Annotated in this window: 13 protein-coding genes; 3 read left to right on the forward strand and 10 right to left on the reverse strand. The window is 47.0% G+C overall.

From position 1 onward, the window contains the following. Positions 1-130: 130 nt before the first annotated feature. The 7 genes from NIA71_RS07175 to mreB form a co-directional block, all read right to left on the reverse strand. Positions 131-1723, reverse strand: coding sequence for a sensor domain-containing diguanylate cyclase (locus NIA71_RS07175; RefSeq protein WP_148399132.1), 1593 nt, complete (start codon positions 1721-1723; stop codon positions 131-133). 182 nt (positions 1724-1905) lie between these two features. Beyond that, positions 1906-2850 (reverse strand): carbamate kinase, encoded by a 945-nt coding sequence (arcC, locus tag NIA71_RS07180; RefSeq protein ID WP_148399133.1) that lies wholly within the window; start codon positions 2848-2850, stop codon positions 1906-1908. A 37-nt stretch (positions 2851-2887) separates the two neighbouring features. Continuing rightward, positions 2888-4108, reverse strand: a complete 1221-nt coding sequence (gene arcA, locus NIA71_RS07185) for an arginine deiminase (protein ID WP_148399134.1) — start codon at positions 4106-4108, stop codon at positions 2888-2890. Between the two features lie 32 nt (positions 4109-4140). Continuing rightward, entirely contained in the window at positions 4141-5136 is a 996-nt protein-coding gene (gene argF, locus NIA71_RS07190; RefSeq protein WP_148399135.1) for an ornithine carbamoyltransferase, read from the reverse strand. Between the two features lie 138 nt (positions 5137-5274). Further along, a complete protein-coding gene (locus tag NIA71_RS07195; RefSeq protein WP_253020046.1) occupies positions 5275-6759 on the reverse strand; it encodes a PLP-dependent aminotransferase family protein in 1485 nt (494 codons plus the stop codon). Further along, positions 6740-7894 (reverse strand): THUMP domain-containing class I SAM-dependent RNA methyltransferase, encoded by a 1155-nt coding sequence (locus NIA71_RS07200; RefSeq protein WP_253020047.1) that lies wholly within the window; start codon positions 7892-7894, stop codon positions 6740-6742. The genes NIA71_RS07195 and NIA71_RS07200 overlap by 20 nt, the downstream gene beginning before the upstream one ends. Beyond that, positions 7891-8916, reverse strand: coding sequence for a rod shape-determining protein MreB (mreB, locus tag NIA71_RS07205; protein WP_253021284.1), 1026 nt, complete (start codon positions 8914-8916; stop codon positions 7891-7893). Before mreB ends, NIA71_RS07200 begins: the two co-directional genes overlap by 4 nt. Positions 8917-9263: 347 nt before the next feature. On the opposite strand from mreB, the gene NIA71_RS07210 reads away from it, so the two are divergent. The 3 genes from NIA71_RS07210 (at position 9264) to NIA71_RS07220 (ending at position 12275) form a co-directional block, all read left to right on the forward strand. Beyond that, positions 9264-10676 (forward strand): APC family permease, encoded by a 1413-nt coding sequence (locus NIA71_RS07210; protein ID WP_148399139.1) that lies wholly within the window; start codon positions 9264-9266, stop codon positions 10674-10676. 191 nt (positions 10677-10867) lie between these two features. Continuing rightward, positions 10868-11122 (forward strand): sporulation transcriptional regulator SpoIIID, encoded by a 255-nt coding sequence (gene spoIIID / locus NIA71_RS07215; protein ID WP_148399140.1) that lies wholly within the window; start codon positions 10868-10870, stop codon positions 11120-11122. Positions 11123-11567: 445 nt separating this feature from the next. Further along, positions 11568-12275 carry a hypothetical protein gene (locus NIA71_RS07220; protein WP_253020048.1) on the forward strand — a complete coding sequence of 236 codons (708 nt, stop codon included), beginning with the start codon at positions 11568-11570 and terminating at the stop codon, positions 12273-12275. A 564-nt stretch (positions 12276-12839) separates the two neighbouring features. Here NIA71_RS07220 and NIA71_RS07225 read toward each other — a convergent pair. The 3 genes from NIA71_RS07225 to NIA71_RS07235 form a co-directional block, all read right to left on the reverse strand. Beyond that, positions 12840-13145 carry a hypothetical protein gene (locus NIA71_RS07225; protein WP_253020049.1) on the reverse strand — a complete coding sequence of 102 codons (306 nt, stop codon included), beginning with the start codon at positions 13143-13145 and terminating at the stop codon, positions 12840-12842. 4 nt (positions 13146-13149) lie between these two features. Then, on the reverse strand, positions 13150-13605 hold the full coding sequence (locus NIA71_RS07230; protein WP_253020050.1) for a hypothetical protein: 456 nt from the start codon (positions 13603-13605) through the stop codon (positions 13150-13152). A gap of 89 nt (positions 13606-13694) precedes the next feature. Continuing rightward, the gene (locus tag NIA71_RS07235) at positions 13695-14192 is read right to left on the reverse strand and encodes a hypothetical protein (protein WP_148397335.1); all 498 of its coding nucleotides are present in this window, start codon (positions 14190-14192) and stop codon (positions 13695-13697) included. Positions 14193-14322 lie beyond the last annotated feature (130 nt).

Raw genomic sequence — 14322 nt, forward strand, 5'->3', positions numbered from 1 at the left:
GATTCCCTTTTTTTCAACTGTTCAACTATTCTTCTGTGTAACCTAAAAGCAAGTACGGATAGCATGATATCATCTTATGCGTGTAAATTCAAGTGAAATTTATCCACACAAACATATATTTCCATTTTTCTTAATAGTCTAGCGCTGAACAATAAACGCAGCATCGACCTCCCCCTTGTTCTTTTGCCCTATAGAGGGCCATATCGCTCCAACGTAGCACGGTATCGATATCCGCCTGAGGATCGCGGCTCTGTGCGATTCCGATGCTGGCAGACAACTGTTCTAAAGCCCCGCATTCTGAAAACGCCTCCTCCATCTTGTATAGAAGGCCCTGCGCCCGCTCCTGCAAAATGGCTAATTCGCAGCAGCCAAGAATGGTGATCAGGAATTCGTCCCCGCCAAGACGGGTGACAAAAGCGTCAGGAAAACAAGCTTCCATCGTTCGGGCCGCTAGAATGAGCGCTTCGTCTCCAGCCTTATGTCCCCAAGTGTCGTTCACCTGTTTAAAGCCATCCATGTCCATATAGATCATACTGATCTTTCTGTCTTTTCGATTCTCTGCCATATATTCATAGAAATAACGTCTGTTATACAGTCCCGTCAAAAAATCCGTATGGGAGTTGTGAAGAATCTGCTGTTCCAAAGCCCGTTCCACTGTCACTTCTCTGCAGATACAGATTTCACCCACCAGATCAGAAAAGATATCATAAATCGGTTCCTTATGAAATTCCAGTATATGTTCCTGCCCGTCTGTTTGAATTGCAATTTCCATACAGCCGTCCGTTTGCCTGTCTGTGAACTTATAATTAAGCTTTTCCAGCCACGAATCATAGTCCAGGCCTGCCATCTCTTCTGCCGATACGCCAAAATACTCGGAGAACTTACGATTAATATTGAGAATAATACCATCGCTGTTTTTCACAAGAATGGCAAAGGGCATGCTCTGAAGCACGATTTCCAGTTCAGTTCCCATATTTTGCAGATCGGTCACATCATGGGCGATTCCCACGGTCCCCAGCACCTGCCCGTCCTGGCCAAAAATCGGGGACTTATAAGTTTTGAACTGGCGCAGCCCATTCTTGCTTTTTACCCGCTCGTCGAAGAGGCAGGTTTCTTTCCTCCGCAGCACCTCTTCTTCTGTCTCCAGACAAACGTATTCTCCTTTTGCATACTCTTCCGGCTCCAGGTCCCATATGTAGTAGTGGCCCCTGCCCTGTATATCTTCTTTTGTCTTGCCCACTGCTTCACAAAAAGCTTGATTGACTTTCAGATGAGCTCCGCGGATATCCTTGAACCAGATCAGGTCAGGAATACTGTCCATAGCAGTATCTAGGTAATTCTGCGTGATCCACAGGTCCTTTTCCAATTTAATCTTATTCAGCAGATGTTCCAATCGAGCTGTTATGAAATCCCATTGGCAGGGCTTAATCCACAGATCTTCATATTGCTGTCCCAGCTTTTTCTGAAGATTCGCCAGCTCCTCTCCGTTTCCGTACAGGATTACTTTGGCATCTTCTTTGAGACCTTTTTTTATTTCATCCTCTTGAATGCCTGTTATGCCATCCAAAATTAAAAGATCGTATTGCTTTAGACTCTCCGGGGTAAGCTTTGAAAACGTGCGCACGGTAATGGTGAATCGTTGAGGAACTGCGGCCTTTTTTACCGCAGATTCAAGAAAGGATTCTTGGCTTACAATGTGAATATTAAGATTGCTGTAATACATATGATTATCTCCTCTTGCGTCGCTTCCCTTTCGAGCACCCGATACTCCTTAGCAATTATTATAGCACAGCTTTGTCCCTTATTGATAGAGCCAATATTCAAAATGGAAGAAGGGGCATATCCCATTAGAACTTCGCTAATGGGACTGCCCCTCATTTACAAACGATTAAATTTCTAAATCCATCAGTTAAAGGTCAGTACGGTTCCAGTCTTGCCTTCCAGAGCTTCCACCGCTTTATCCAATGAAGTGATGATTGCTTTCTTCTGGGGGAAAGCTCTCACAAACTTCATCGCAGCCTCGACCTTAGGCAGCATACTTCCAGCGGCAAAATGGCCTTCTTCCATATACTGAGCCGCTTCTGCCAGAGAAATGTTCTCTAGATCCTGCTGGTTGGGCTTGTTGAAGTTGATGGCTACCTTCTCCACTTCTGTCAAAATCATCAGCACATCGGCGTTCACTTGTTCTGCCAGAAGTTCTGCAGCAAAGTCTTTGTCGATGACAGCCGCCGTTCCTTCCAGCGTACCGTCCGGCCGTTCAACCACCGGAATACCGCCGCCGCCGCAGGTAATTACGATCGCATGATCCCACAGCTGTTTCACCGCATCAATTTCAACGATCTTTCTCGGCAGCGGAGAAGCCACCACTCTTCTGTAGCCTCTGCCTGCATCCTCTTTCATTGTATAGCCCTTTTCAGCCTCCAGCACCTTGGCTTCTGCCTCTGAGTAGAAAGGGCCGATGGGCTTTGTCGGGTTCTTAAAAGCCGGATCGTTTTCTTCTACGATCATCTGGGTTGCCACTGTTACCACCGGAATGTTGCGGTTGGTTTTATTGAGGGCATATTTCAGGCACTGTTGGATGTGGTAACCGATATATCCCTGGGACATGGCGCCGCAAACGTCGAAAGGCATGGCAGGTGTTACATCTTTTGCCGCTTCTGAGGCCATGACGATTCTTCCCACCTGCGGTCCGTTTCCATGGACAACGGCGATTTCATAACCTTGTTCGCTGATCTGGGCAATGTGTTCACAGGTTCTGCGTACAACTGCCAGCTGCGCCTCAGCGGTCGCTTCTCCCTTTCCCGATTGCAGGGCGTTACCGCCCAGGGCAATTACAAGTTTTTCTTTCATTCTATCTTCTCCCTAAAATCAATTATACACGATATGCTTACAGATCGTCTCTGTTCACCGGGCAGCTCATACATCTCGGGCCGCCTCTGCCTCTTGAAAGCTCGGAGCTGGGCATGGTGATCACGGTAATACCCTTCTTCTCCAGAAGTTCATTGGTGACATAGTTTCTTTCATAAGTGATAACCTTTCCAGGCGCGATGGCCAGCGTGTTGGAACCGTCGTTCCACTGCTCTCTCTGGGCAGCCATCGCATCATCGCCGCCGCAGCGGATCAGTTCCACGGCCGGCAGCTTGAGTTCTGAACTCAAAATCTCTTCCAGCTGTCCCTGGATGCTTTCAAAGTGGGCTTTTCCATCTGCAGTGAGGGTAATCTCATAAATCTGCAGAGGGCCTTCGATTTCCGGATGGATGGTAAATTTGTCGTAATCGACCATCGTAAATACCGTATCCAGGTGCATGAAGGCTCTGCTCTTTGGAATATCAAACACCAGAATCTTTTTAAAGGCAGATTCTTTGAGAATGTTTTCCGCAAACCGTTCAATACCGCCGGCAGTTGTTCTCTGGCTCAGGCCGATGGCACAGATGTCTTTGGACAGAACCAGAACGTCTCCTCCTTCAATGGAGTATTCCTGGTTGTAGTCGTACCATAGATGGGTACCTTCCGGAGCAAATTCTTCATTATAAAGGTACATATAGCGCAGCAGCAGAGCTTCTCTTCTCCTAGCCATAGTGCTCATATGATGCACGTTCAGTCCGTTTCCTACGCAGGCTCCCGGGTCCCTTGTAAAATACAAGTTGGGCATGGGATCGGTGTAGTAAGGGTAGCCGGAAGCAATGTAGCTTGCCAGCGAGCCCTTGTTCTTTACTTCTACTTCGCTCTTTTTAATTCCTGCGATCGCCGTTTCTACCAGCTGCTTGGAAGGCATCCCCAGCAGATATTCTCTTACGGTTTCCTGCGCCTCCTGCGAATAGATGCCGCTGTCGGCAACAAAATCATCAACGAAGTTTTTGCGGATCTCATCCGTCTTGAGCGCTTTTGCCGTCTCATCCACATAGTAGATGACTTCAACGCCGTTTTCGCGAAGGAGTTCGGCAAAGCGGTCGTGTTCCTGCTGAGCGATCTTCAAATAAGGAATATCGTCAAACAGCAGCCGCTCAAAATTGTCGGGTACCAGGCCTTCGATTTCTCCGCCCAGTCTGTGAAGCAATACTTTGTTTAGTTTACCTATTTCAGAGTAATTGTTAATTCCGGGTTTCATAAATACCCTCCTCTCATTTTCCTCTTACTAGTCTAACCAATTGTCGCTACAATAACAGCTTTTATTGTATGCATTCTGTTTTCTGCTTCATCAAATACCTTGGAGTGCTTGCTTCTGAATACTTCATCTGTAACTTCGCGGATATCGTATCCGGCCTCTTTCTGTGTCTTGGCCATTGTGGTTTCAAAATCATGGAAGGACGGCAGGCAGTGGAGGAATACCACATCAGAATTTTCGGTGGCTTTTACCATGTCCATATCGATTCTGTAAGGTGTAAGCAGTTTTACTCGTTCTGGAATCTCTGCCTCTTCACCCATGGAAGCCCATACATCTGCGTAAAGCACATCTGCGCCCTTTAAGCTCGCTGGATCGCTGGAAATTTCGATGGTAGCGCCTGTCTCCTTAGCCACTTCCTGAACCTTAGCGATGATCTGCTGATCCAACTCTGCTTTCAGTTCTTCCGGACCATAGGCCACATAATGCATACCCATCTTGGCACATCCGTACATCCATGCATAGCTCATGTTGTTTCTGATATCGCCGCTGAATACGACTTTTACACGGTTCAACGGTTTTGCAACATGTTCTTCAATGGTCATCATGTCAGCCAGAATTTGAGTTGGATGATCCACGTCGGTCAGACCGTTCCACACCGGTACGCCCGCATGTTTTGCCAGGTTTTCTACTACTTCCTGTTTGTAGCCTCTGTATTCGATTCCATCGTAGAATCTTCCCAAAACTTTTGCCGTATCTTCCAGGGATTCTTTCTTTCCCATCTGGGAGCTTCCGGAATCGAGGAAGGTCACGCCTGCGCCTTCATCCATGCAGGCAACTTCGAATGCGCATCTGGTTCTTGTTGAAGTTTTTTCAAACAGCAGAACAACGTTCTTGCCTTTCAGTACCTCATTGTGGATACCGGCTCTCTTCTTCGCTTTCAGATCGTGAGCCAAATCCAGCATATAACGGATTTCTTCTGGAGTGAAATCCATCAGTGTTAAGAAACTTCTTCCTTTTAAATTTACTGCCATTTGTCTATTCTCCTTTTCATTCATTTAATTATTTGCATTTACGAAATTATTTTGCCTATCTTTAACAAAATAATACTATATTTATCCTCAAACAAAAAGTACCAGCACTTTTGTTTGTGAGTGTGCCAGCACTTTGATTTAGAGCATTGAAGGCTGGGAACCGCTATTTTTCTGAATTTTCTGCATGGACTGTATTAAAAGTTCCATCCCTTTTTTTATCTGCTCTTCCGTGGGATAGGAATAATTGAGCCGTATGTAATTGCCTTCGGGCGCTTTTCCCGGGAAAAAAATTCCGCCCGGTATGAAGGAAACGCCCATCCGCTCCGCCTCTTTTGTCAGCAGGGCCACATCCAGATTGGCCGGAAGCTTTACCCACAGATATACGCCGCCTTTGGGTTTTTCATAGGAGAGACTCACCGTTTTTTTTGCCTGGTCCAGACAAGCGCACATCAGATCCCGCTTGCGCTTATAAATTTGCCGGAAGTCTTCCAGTTTTTCAGCGAAGGTTCCGTCTTTCAGATACTGGCAGGCCAGATGCTGGGGAGTCCAGTCCAAGGTCACCAGCCGGACTGACACCAGGTTGCTCAGGCTTTTGACCACTTCCTTCGGGGCGATCATAAAGGAAACCCCGACGCCCGGAACCAGAGTCAGAGAGAAGGAATACATATAGATGACGTTCTCTCCCGGATCCATGGATTTGAGCGAAGGCATTTTATTGCCTTCAAAGTAAAGCTCCGATGCTTCATCCTCCTCCACGATGGGGATCCGGTATTGATAGGAAAGCTCCAGCAGCTTTTTCCTGCGCTCCATGGAAAGAACAATACCGGTCGGATTATGATAGCTGCAATTAATATAGATGAATCTGGGCCTGTGCAGCTCAATAAGCGGTTCCAGGCAGTCGCAGATCATCCCCTCCTCATCCATGGGTACGGGAACGATTTCTCCCCCCGCCAGTTCAATCGCCCGGTACACATCCGGGGACGTGCTTTCCTCGGTAAAGATTTTATCTCCGGGAAGCAGCAGCAGGGTGACCAGGAAATCCAGCGCTTGATTATTTTCGGAAAAGATTTGAATCTGTCCCGGATTGGTCAGCACCCCTTTGGTCCGCATGAAAGCGGCGATTTCCCTGCGCAGCTCCAGGTCGCCCTGATAGGGCGTGTAAAAATATGACGGGCGGTTTCCAGAAGCCATAATCTTAGCCAGGCAGTCCGCGACCTCGTCCTGGCCGTAAACTTCACCTGCCGCCATCCCCGCGGCAAAGGAGATCTTGCTTTCGGTCTGGGCTTTTATAAACAGATCGTCAAAAGCGCTTTCCAGCTTGAGATACTCTTCCTTAACCTGGCTGGGCCAGTTGACCGACTTTTTCTGTTTTTGGTCTTCTTGTGTGCGATATTGGACCCGGTATCCCACCCCTTGATAGGAGGTGATGAGTCCGTCCGCTTTCAGCTCCGTGTAGGCCCGGACCACCGTATTACGGTGAATCCCCAGATTGTCCGCCAAATTCCGCTCCGATGGAAGGGCGTATCCGGATGCCAGGTCGCCGCTGATGATTTTTCGTTTGATCTGGGAAACAATCTGCAGATAGACCGGGGTCTTGAGTTTCTTATCGACGATCAGATTCATCTTTCTTTTCCCTTTTTCCATGGAACTGATAGTAGCAAACCTCCAGCCTTCCGTTATACAGCTTTCGCCTGCGGTCGGCGGGGCGGCCCATGATCTTTTCTTCCGCCTCTTTATCCGTTGTAATGAAAAACAGCGACCATGCCGGATTTTTCTTCATGTAAAAGCTGAGGCTGCTGTAAATTCGTTCGATGGTCTTTTTGTCCCCGATCCGCTCGCCGTAAGGCGGGTTGGTGATGATGATGCCGTCTTTTACATCTCCGGGACGCAGCTTGGTTATGTCCATAATCTGAAATTCGATACAGTCGTCCACGCCGGCTTCGATGGCGTTTTCCCGCGCCGCTTCTATGGCTCCTTTATCGATGTCCGACCCTTTAATGAGAAGGTCCGCGTCATAGTCAATTTCCTGAAAAGCCGCCTGCCGCTCCTCCTTCCACATTGCCTTGGGAGTCAGCTCCCATTCCTCGCTGGCAAACTCCCGGCTGAGACCTGGAGCGATGTTGCGGCCGATCATGGCGGCTTCGATGGGAATGGTTCCCGAACCGCAGCACGGATCCACCAGCAGTCTTCCCGCTTTCCAAAAAGACAGCTGTACCAGGGCGGCAGCCAGCGTCTCTTTTATGGGTGCCGCTACGTCCGCCGTTCGGTAGCCCCGCTTATGTAGCCCCGCTCCGCTGGTGTCGACTGTCACCGTAACCCGGTCCTTGAGCAGGGTCACCTTAACCGTATATTCGGCGCCGGTCTCTTCAAAGCGGGTAATGCCATAGGCCTCCGCAAGCCTTTCTACAATGGCTTTTTTTGTGATGCTCTGACAGCTTGGAACGCTGTGGAGCTTGGATTTTACCGAACTTCCGGTAACGGTAAATTTCCCGTCCGGCGGGATCAGTTCCTCCCAACTGATCCCTTTTATCTGCTGGAACAGCTCTTCAAAGGTGAGAGCTGTAAATTCACCCAGCTTGAGCAGGACCCGGTCGGCGCTGCGGAGCCAAAGATTGCTCCTCACTACCGCCCGCTCGTCTCCTAGATAGGTTACCTTTCCATCTTCTGTTTTCAAGATTTTGTATCCCAGATCTTGTATTTCTCTTTTTACTACGGCTTCCAGCCCAAACGTGGCTGTCGCGATCAATTCCAGCTTCAAATATAGGTCTCCCTTCTGTTTAATTGGCTTCTTCGAATAACCTCCATATTGTCCAGAGCTTCACCTGTTCCGATGGCAACGCAGGACTTGGCATCTTCTGCGATCCGCACCTGTATGCCGGTGCGCTCCTCGATTCGTTTATCAATTCCCCACAGATAGGCACCGCCACCCGTGAGGACGATCCCGGAGTTGCTAATGTCGGCGGCCAGTTCCGGCGGCGTCTTTTCCAGCACATTGTGAACGGACTCACAAATGATGGAAAGGGGCTCGTCCAGGGCTTCCAGCATTTCCTCCGATGTTACCAGGATGGTCTTGGGCAGTCCGGTAACCAGATCTCTGCCCTTGCATTCGATGGAAACGCTCTCTTCCCGCGGATAGGCGGTTCCGATTTTGATCTTCAGATCTTCGGCTGTCCGCTCTCCTATATAAAGGTTATGATGTTTTCGCAAGTATTTTATGATGGCTTCGTCAAAACGATCTCCGGCCACCTTTTCTGAAATGCTGGTAACAATCCCGCCCATGGAAATCACGGCGATGTCGGTGGTTCCTCCGCCGATGTCAATGATCATGATACCATCGGGTTTTGCAATATCCAGACCGGCTCCGATGGCTGCGGCCACCGGCTCTTCCATGAGGAATACGGATTTTCCGCCTGCCTGGGTGGCCGCCTCGCGGACCGCCCGCTTTTCTACTTCCGTCACGCCGCTGGGTACGCATACCATCAGCTTAGGACGAAAGAATTTGCTGCTTCCGCAGGCTTTGCGGATGAAATATTTGAGCATCCTCTCCGTCACGTCATAATCCGATATGACACCGTCCTTCAGCGGCCTGACCGCTACGATGCTGGCTGGTGTCCTTCCCAGCATCTCTCTGGCCTCTTCACCCACGGCCAATATTTCGTTGGTATCCTTGCTGATGGCGACCACGGACGGTTCATTTAAGACGATCCCCTGGCCCTTGATGTACACTAACACATTGGCCGTGCCCAGGTCAATGCCCACTTCCTCTGAAAATCCCAAAATTTGTTACCTCCTTTATTCTAGCAGTTTGAACTTAGTTTTGCCAGAAAATAAGGAAAATATTGATAAGAATCTCAGAAAAGTCTTAACGCACATCCGAAAAAATTTTCCCTTTGTCCGGCAAAAAATTGCCGACCGGCACTTTTTTACCGAGCAATCCGCGGCCGCCCGAATGCTGCTGCGTCGTTTTTATTTCTGGAAACCCTTTGAAATTCACGCATTTTTTATTTTATTTTTGCCTTTTTTGTCTTATCTTTTGGTTTTGGCACGATTATTGTGTGTTATATAGGCGAATCCAAGAAAACCGGTACTTCGCAAAGCAAAACGTATGAAACAAGGAGGATCTTTTAATGAATTCAGGAAATCAGACTTTAGAAAAGTCTTTTAAATCAAGAGACGTACTTGCCATGGCCTTTGGAACGATGATCGGATGGGGCTGGATCATGCTCTCCGGTCAGTGGGCGGCCTCGGCAGGAATGGCTGGTGCTATCAGCGCATACATCGTAGGGGCTGTGCTCTGCATATTCGTAGGACTCGTCTATGCAGAGCTGACTCCTGCAATCCCTTTTACAGGGGGAAGTGTTGTGTTTTCATATAAAGCAATGGGCTATTGGCCGGCGGTCTTTGCCGGACTTGCGACAGCCTTTGCCTATTTAGGTGTTGCGGCCTGGGAAGGCCCTGCGTTCACGACTGCCTTAAATTACATAGTGCCCATACCAGAATTTGGGCGTTTGTGGACGATTCAGGGTTCGGATGTTTATTTGTCCGTCGCCCTCATATCGGTAATTGCCTCTGTGATCATTACGATCGTCAATTATCGGGGTGCCAAACAGGCCGCCGTATTTCAGACAATTGCCACCGTCGGCCTCGTCGCCGTTGGAATTCTCTTCCTTTCCGGTGGCGTGGCTTTCGGGGACATTGAGTATACAAAACCGCTTTTTACATCTTTTAACGGGTTTACCGTGGTACTGCTCATGGTGCCCGCTATGTTCGTCGGCTTTGATGTCATTCCCCAATCCGCCAGTGAAATGGATGTTCCGCTGAAAAAAATCCCCAGGATTTTGATCATATCCATTTGCATGGCTGCTGCCTGGTATATGCTGATGATTTTTGCGACTTGCATTTCCGCACCAGGCAGCGTGCGCACCGGCGGCGTAATTCCGGTAGCCGATGCCATGGCTTTTGCTTTCGGCAATCCCATTTGGGGGAAAGTCTGTATCATCGGCGCTATGTGCGGTATTCTCACCAGCTGGAATGGCTTTTTATACGGCGGGGCCAGGGTTCTCTTCTCTTTGGCCAACGCCAAAATGCTGCCGGGTTTTCTGGCTAAAGTGCATCCCAAGTATCACACGCCCAGCAATGCCGTTTTATTCTGCGGCGGACTTTCTACCTTTTCTTGTCTGCTGGGCGCGGGGGCGCTGACCTGGTTTGTCAATGCCAGCTCCTTCGGAGTTGTAATCATTTATCTGATGGTTTCGCTGTCCTTTATTGTTCTTCGTGTGAAACAGCCGGAAATGCACCGCCCTTACAAGGTGAAATACGCCAAGTTTGTAGGCGCCATGTCCGTTGGCGTAGCGTTATTTTTCGCTTATCTGTATCTGCCCATGGGTCCCAGCCCTCTGGTTCCCATCGAGTGGGCGCTGGTCTGCGGCTGGTTCGCGCTGGGTCTGATCCTGGCCGTCTATGCCAAAGCAAAAAACAGCCATGTCACGGAACTGGAAAGGCAGAGTCTGTTGTTCCGAACAGAAGACGAAGCCGCTTAGCATTCTCAATCTCCGATTTTATATAATGGTAATTTGTGTGGCAGACACCCTGTATCCTTTCGAATGCAGGGTGTTTTGCTGTTTTACAAAAGAAAGTAAGCATAAGCGTGATCTTTCTCTCATATATTGTGATAACAAAATGGTTATTTTTAGCTGTTTAAATATTACAAGAGGTGGTGAACTGTCTTAACATGAAGGATTACATAGAAGAGAGGGTACTGGAGCTGGCCGATTACATAATTGAAACGGGTGCAACAGTCAGAGCAACTGCAAAAAAATTTCGTGTCTCCAAATCTACAGTACACAAGGACATCACTGAACGGCTCCTTGAGATAAATCCCGGTCTGGCCGCGCAGGTCAAGGCGGTTTTAGATAACAACAAGGCTGAAAGACATATTCGCGGCGGCATGGCAACGAAGGAAAAATACCAGCACCACGAAGATTAGAAAGTTGCAGGGCTAAAAAGCATCGCCGCGAGGTGCGGTGGTGCTTTTTTGCTGCTTTTGAAAGGCTGTGGGGCTGGCTGGGGGCTGCTGCGGATGAGGTTGGTTCTGGAGCCGGGCCGTTTGATGTGGATACGGCTGGGGCCGGCCGGAAAGTCTCCCGGGCAGAAATTTACCGCTATTCCAACTTTTCTGCTTGACCCACGATGATTTTTCATCGCTGTCTATCTGAAAACAGTCTGCAAGCGATAATTCGTTTACATAATACTCTGTTTTTACGGGAAAACACCCCTAAAATCATCGCAAATATCCATTTTGAAGCCGTCCAGCGATGATTTTATTTTTATTGCCACAAAAACCGTAAAAAACAGAAAACTTTTCCTGCCTTGCCTTTACATCCTTTTCTTTTTATGGTAATATTTTACATGTAAAGAAAGGAGCCTCCCATATGCTGGCAGATCTCATCAAAGAAAAGAAAGCGGAATTGAATGCTTTGCCCAAGGGCAGCCTCATTTTAAAAAAGGGCTGCTATTATCACAAATATCGACAGAAAGAAACGGGTATTACAAGAAATCGGGAACTGATTTCAGCCCTGGCAAGAAGGCGTTATCTGCAGAAAGAGATTTCAATCCTGGAGGAAAATCGAGATTTAGCAGATTGGTATGATGCCCATTATATTCCGATCATTCCTTCAGAGCTGATTGCATCTTTTCCATCATCCTACCAGGGCCTCCCAATCTACTCTTTCCTGGGTACCTCGGGAAAGAATACCGCCAGCGCAAACCCTTACAAAAGGGAGCAGCTGAAATACCTGAGCAATGGTGGAATCCTAATGCGCTCCAAATCAGAAGTTCTGATCGCAAACGAGCTGGAAGCCTGCGGCATCAGTTACCAATACGAGCCCCGCCTTGTTATTGGCGGCAAGATCATCTATCCCGATTTTTTGCTGGAGCATCCCTGGGATCAAAGGATGCTCATTTGGGAGCATCTGGGCTTGCTGGACAGGCCCGATTATCAGGAAAGCAATCGGGAAAAGCTGGCCCACTATTGTAAAAATGGCATCTATCCTTTCCAAAGCTTGATTTGCACCTTTGAAGAGGATATTAAAGATCGGGAGCAGATCCGTCAAATCATCCGTCTTTTGCATCTGGCCTGATCTGAATGGGAAGTCAGGTTATTTTCGGTAAATGCTTCCTGGCCCCTCGCTATTTCTTTTTTTTGCTGATTTTCTTATAGCACAGTACAATAACTGCTATGATAATGCTCCCCACAACCGCAAGGGTAATAAGCGGGAAAAATGTTACTAACATATTATTTCCTCCAATCTGTAATCACATGAATCGGTAGATATGCTGCCCGTTATATATAAAAGCTGAACAAATCTGAATTTGTTGTAACGTAATAAATCCGCTCCACTTCATCTTCCCCACTGTTCAGCCGTCCGCACCAGAAATATAGCTCTCCTAATTCATAGTGGCCGTCGCAACAATATCAATAAGCTACTAGGCGAATTGCATTAACACACTTTAGGATGTAATTGTAAACAGGATTTTTTCTTTGATTGCAATCGCATCCTTTTTTAGTCAGATGAAAAATATTCGTGCAGAAAGGCGCATAAAAAGATAGGAGCCGAGGTTGTTTTCCTGGGTACTGACACATTGAAACTCCTTCAAGTCGTTTGCCGAATGATCAGCGTGTCAGTACACCAGCCTCTGCTCGACTATATAACATAAATAATGATACAGATGATGATGATTACCACCGTAACAAACACGCCTTCAACGAGTTGTTTCAGGGGTGCTCCAGAAATCGGATGGGCGCGCTTTTTATTAGCAAAATACTCACATGCGGCAGCCAATGCAAATCCCGCCATTACAATAACGATACAACATGCCATAAAAGGAATAATCTCAAGTTGCGCAGCAGTTATTGCGCATGTATACATACGGTTAATAACATAGACTATCAAAATGATTCCTGTAAGCAATTTTATCCCTATCGTCTTTTTTAATGGTTTATACTTCATAAAATCACCTCTTTGATATCGTCACATGGTTCTTTCTTTTGCAATCCTGTTTTCCTTCTGAATTTTCATTTTTCCTTCTTTTTACACATGCAATTATAACAATTACAATGATCGCCGAAAGAACACTTATGAAAAAACCAATCAGCCTTTCCGTCCATGTACCTTTCCAGCGTTGGACATTTTCAACAGCAAGATCATTTTCTGAAATTCCCAGTATGTAAATATCCCAGCCGTTGGTCAGTACGACAGGATTGTTCCCTTCGTTGATCGCCATCATGGAAACTCTGTTATAAAGTGAGACAAACGGCAGTTTATCATATATTGCACATTGAATCGTATCGCCATCTTTTATCATTGCGACAATTGAATGATTGATTTTATCAAAACGCATGATCTCTGCATTTTTGCCTGCTCCCACTTCTTTGAGGTCTTCTTTTATCTGAACCTTTGGTTTTGCCATTCAAATAAGCCATCGCTGCCAGAACAATTGCTATGAGCAAAATGATACACACAAAAATTATAACTGCACGCCTCAAATAACAGAACAAATCAATAATCCTCCAATATTTTATCCACCTTTTCAATCGTTTCAAAGATTGCAGTCTTCTGCCCTGTCCACGATTCATTAGCCCGTATATCGCCCCACTCTATTAGGTTTAGTTCTTCAGACACATCCTCTATTTTGCTGATTGCAGCCTTTAGTTCCTGATCTGAAAGATCTCCTGCGGCAGAACACGCAAACAAAAAATTGTACAGGTTATCAGAGTACCATTTTGAGCGGATCAGCAATGGTTTGGTTAAATCTCTTGTCTGCCAGATCGGTTGAAAGGTCTCCCCCGCCAACTCCAATGCGATCTGTTCATCCGTCATTTGACCTTCATCCAATCTTTCGCGCGCTGTTGAAAACGCATCACATGCAATTTGATAATCCCATACGATAATTCCTGTGTTTGTTTTAACAAACTTATAAACCTCTATGGATAGCCCTATGATTAAAAGAATTAAAATGCAAATTGCAATACTTTTTTTATTATAAGTTTTTTTCATTTTTCAACTCCATTCCATCGTTCGATTTAGAAGTCGGTACTCGTTCTGGCAAATATCATGTTTCGTTTGATGCAGATACGCCTTTATAAGATGCGTCGCTAAGTATTGAAGCACAGATAAAGAATTTTGC

It is taken from the genome of Ihubacter massiliensis (genome assembly GCF_024125305.1).
Taxonomy (GTDB): Bacteria; Bacillota; Clostridia; order Peptostreptococcales; family Anaerovoracaceae; genus Hominibacterium; species Hominibacterium faecale.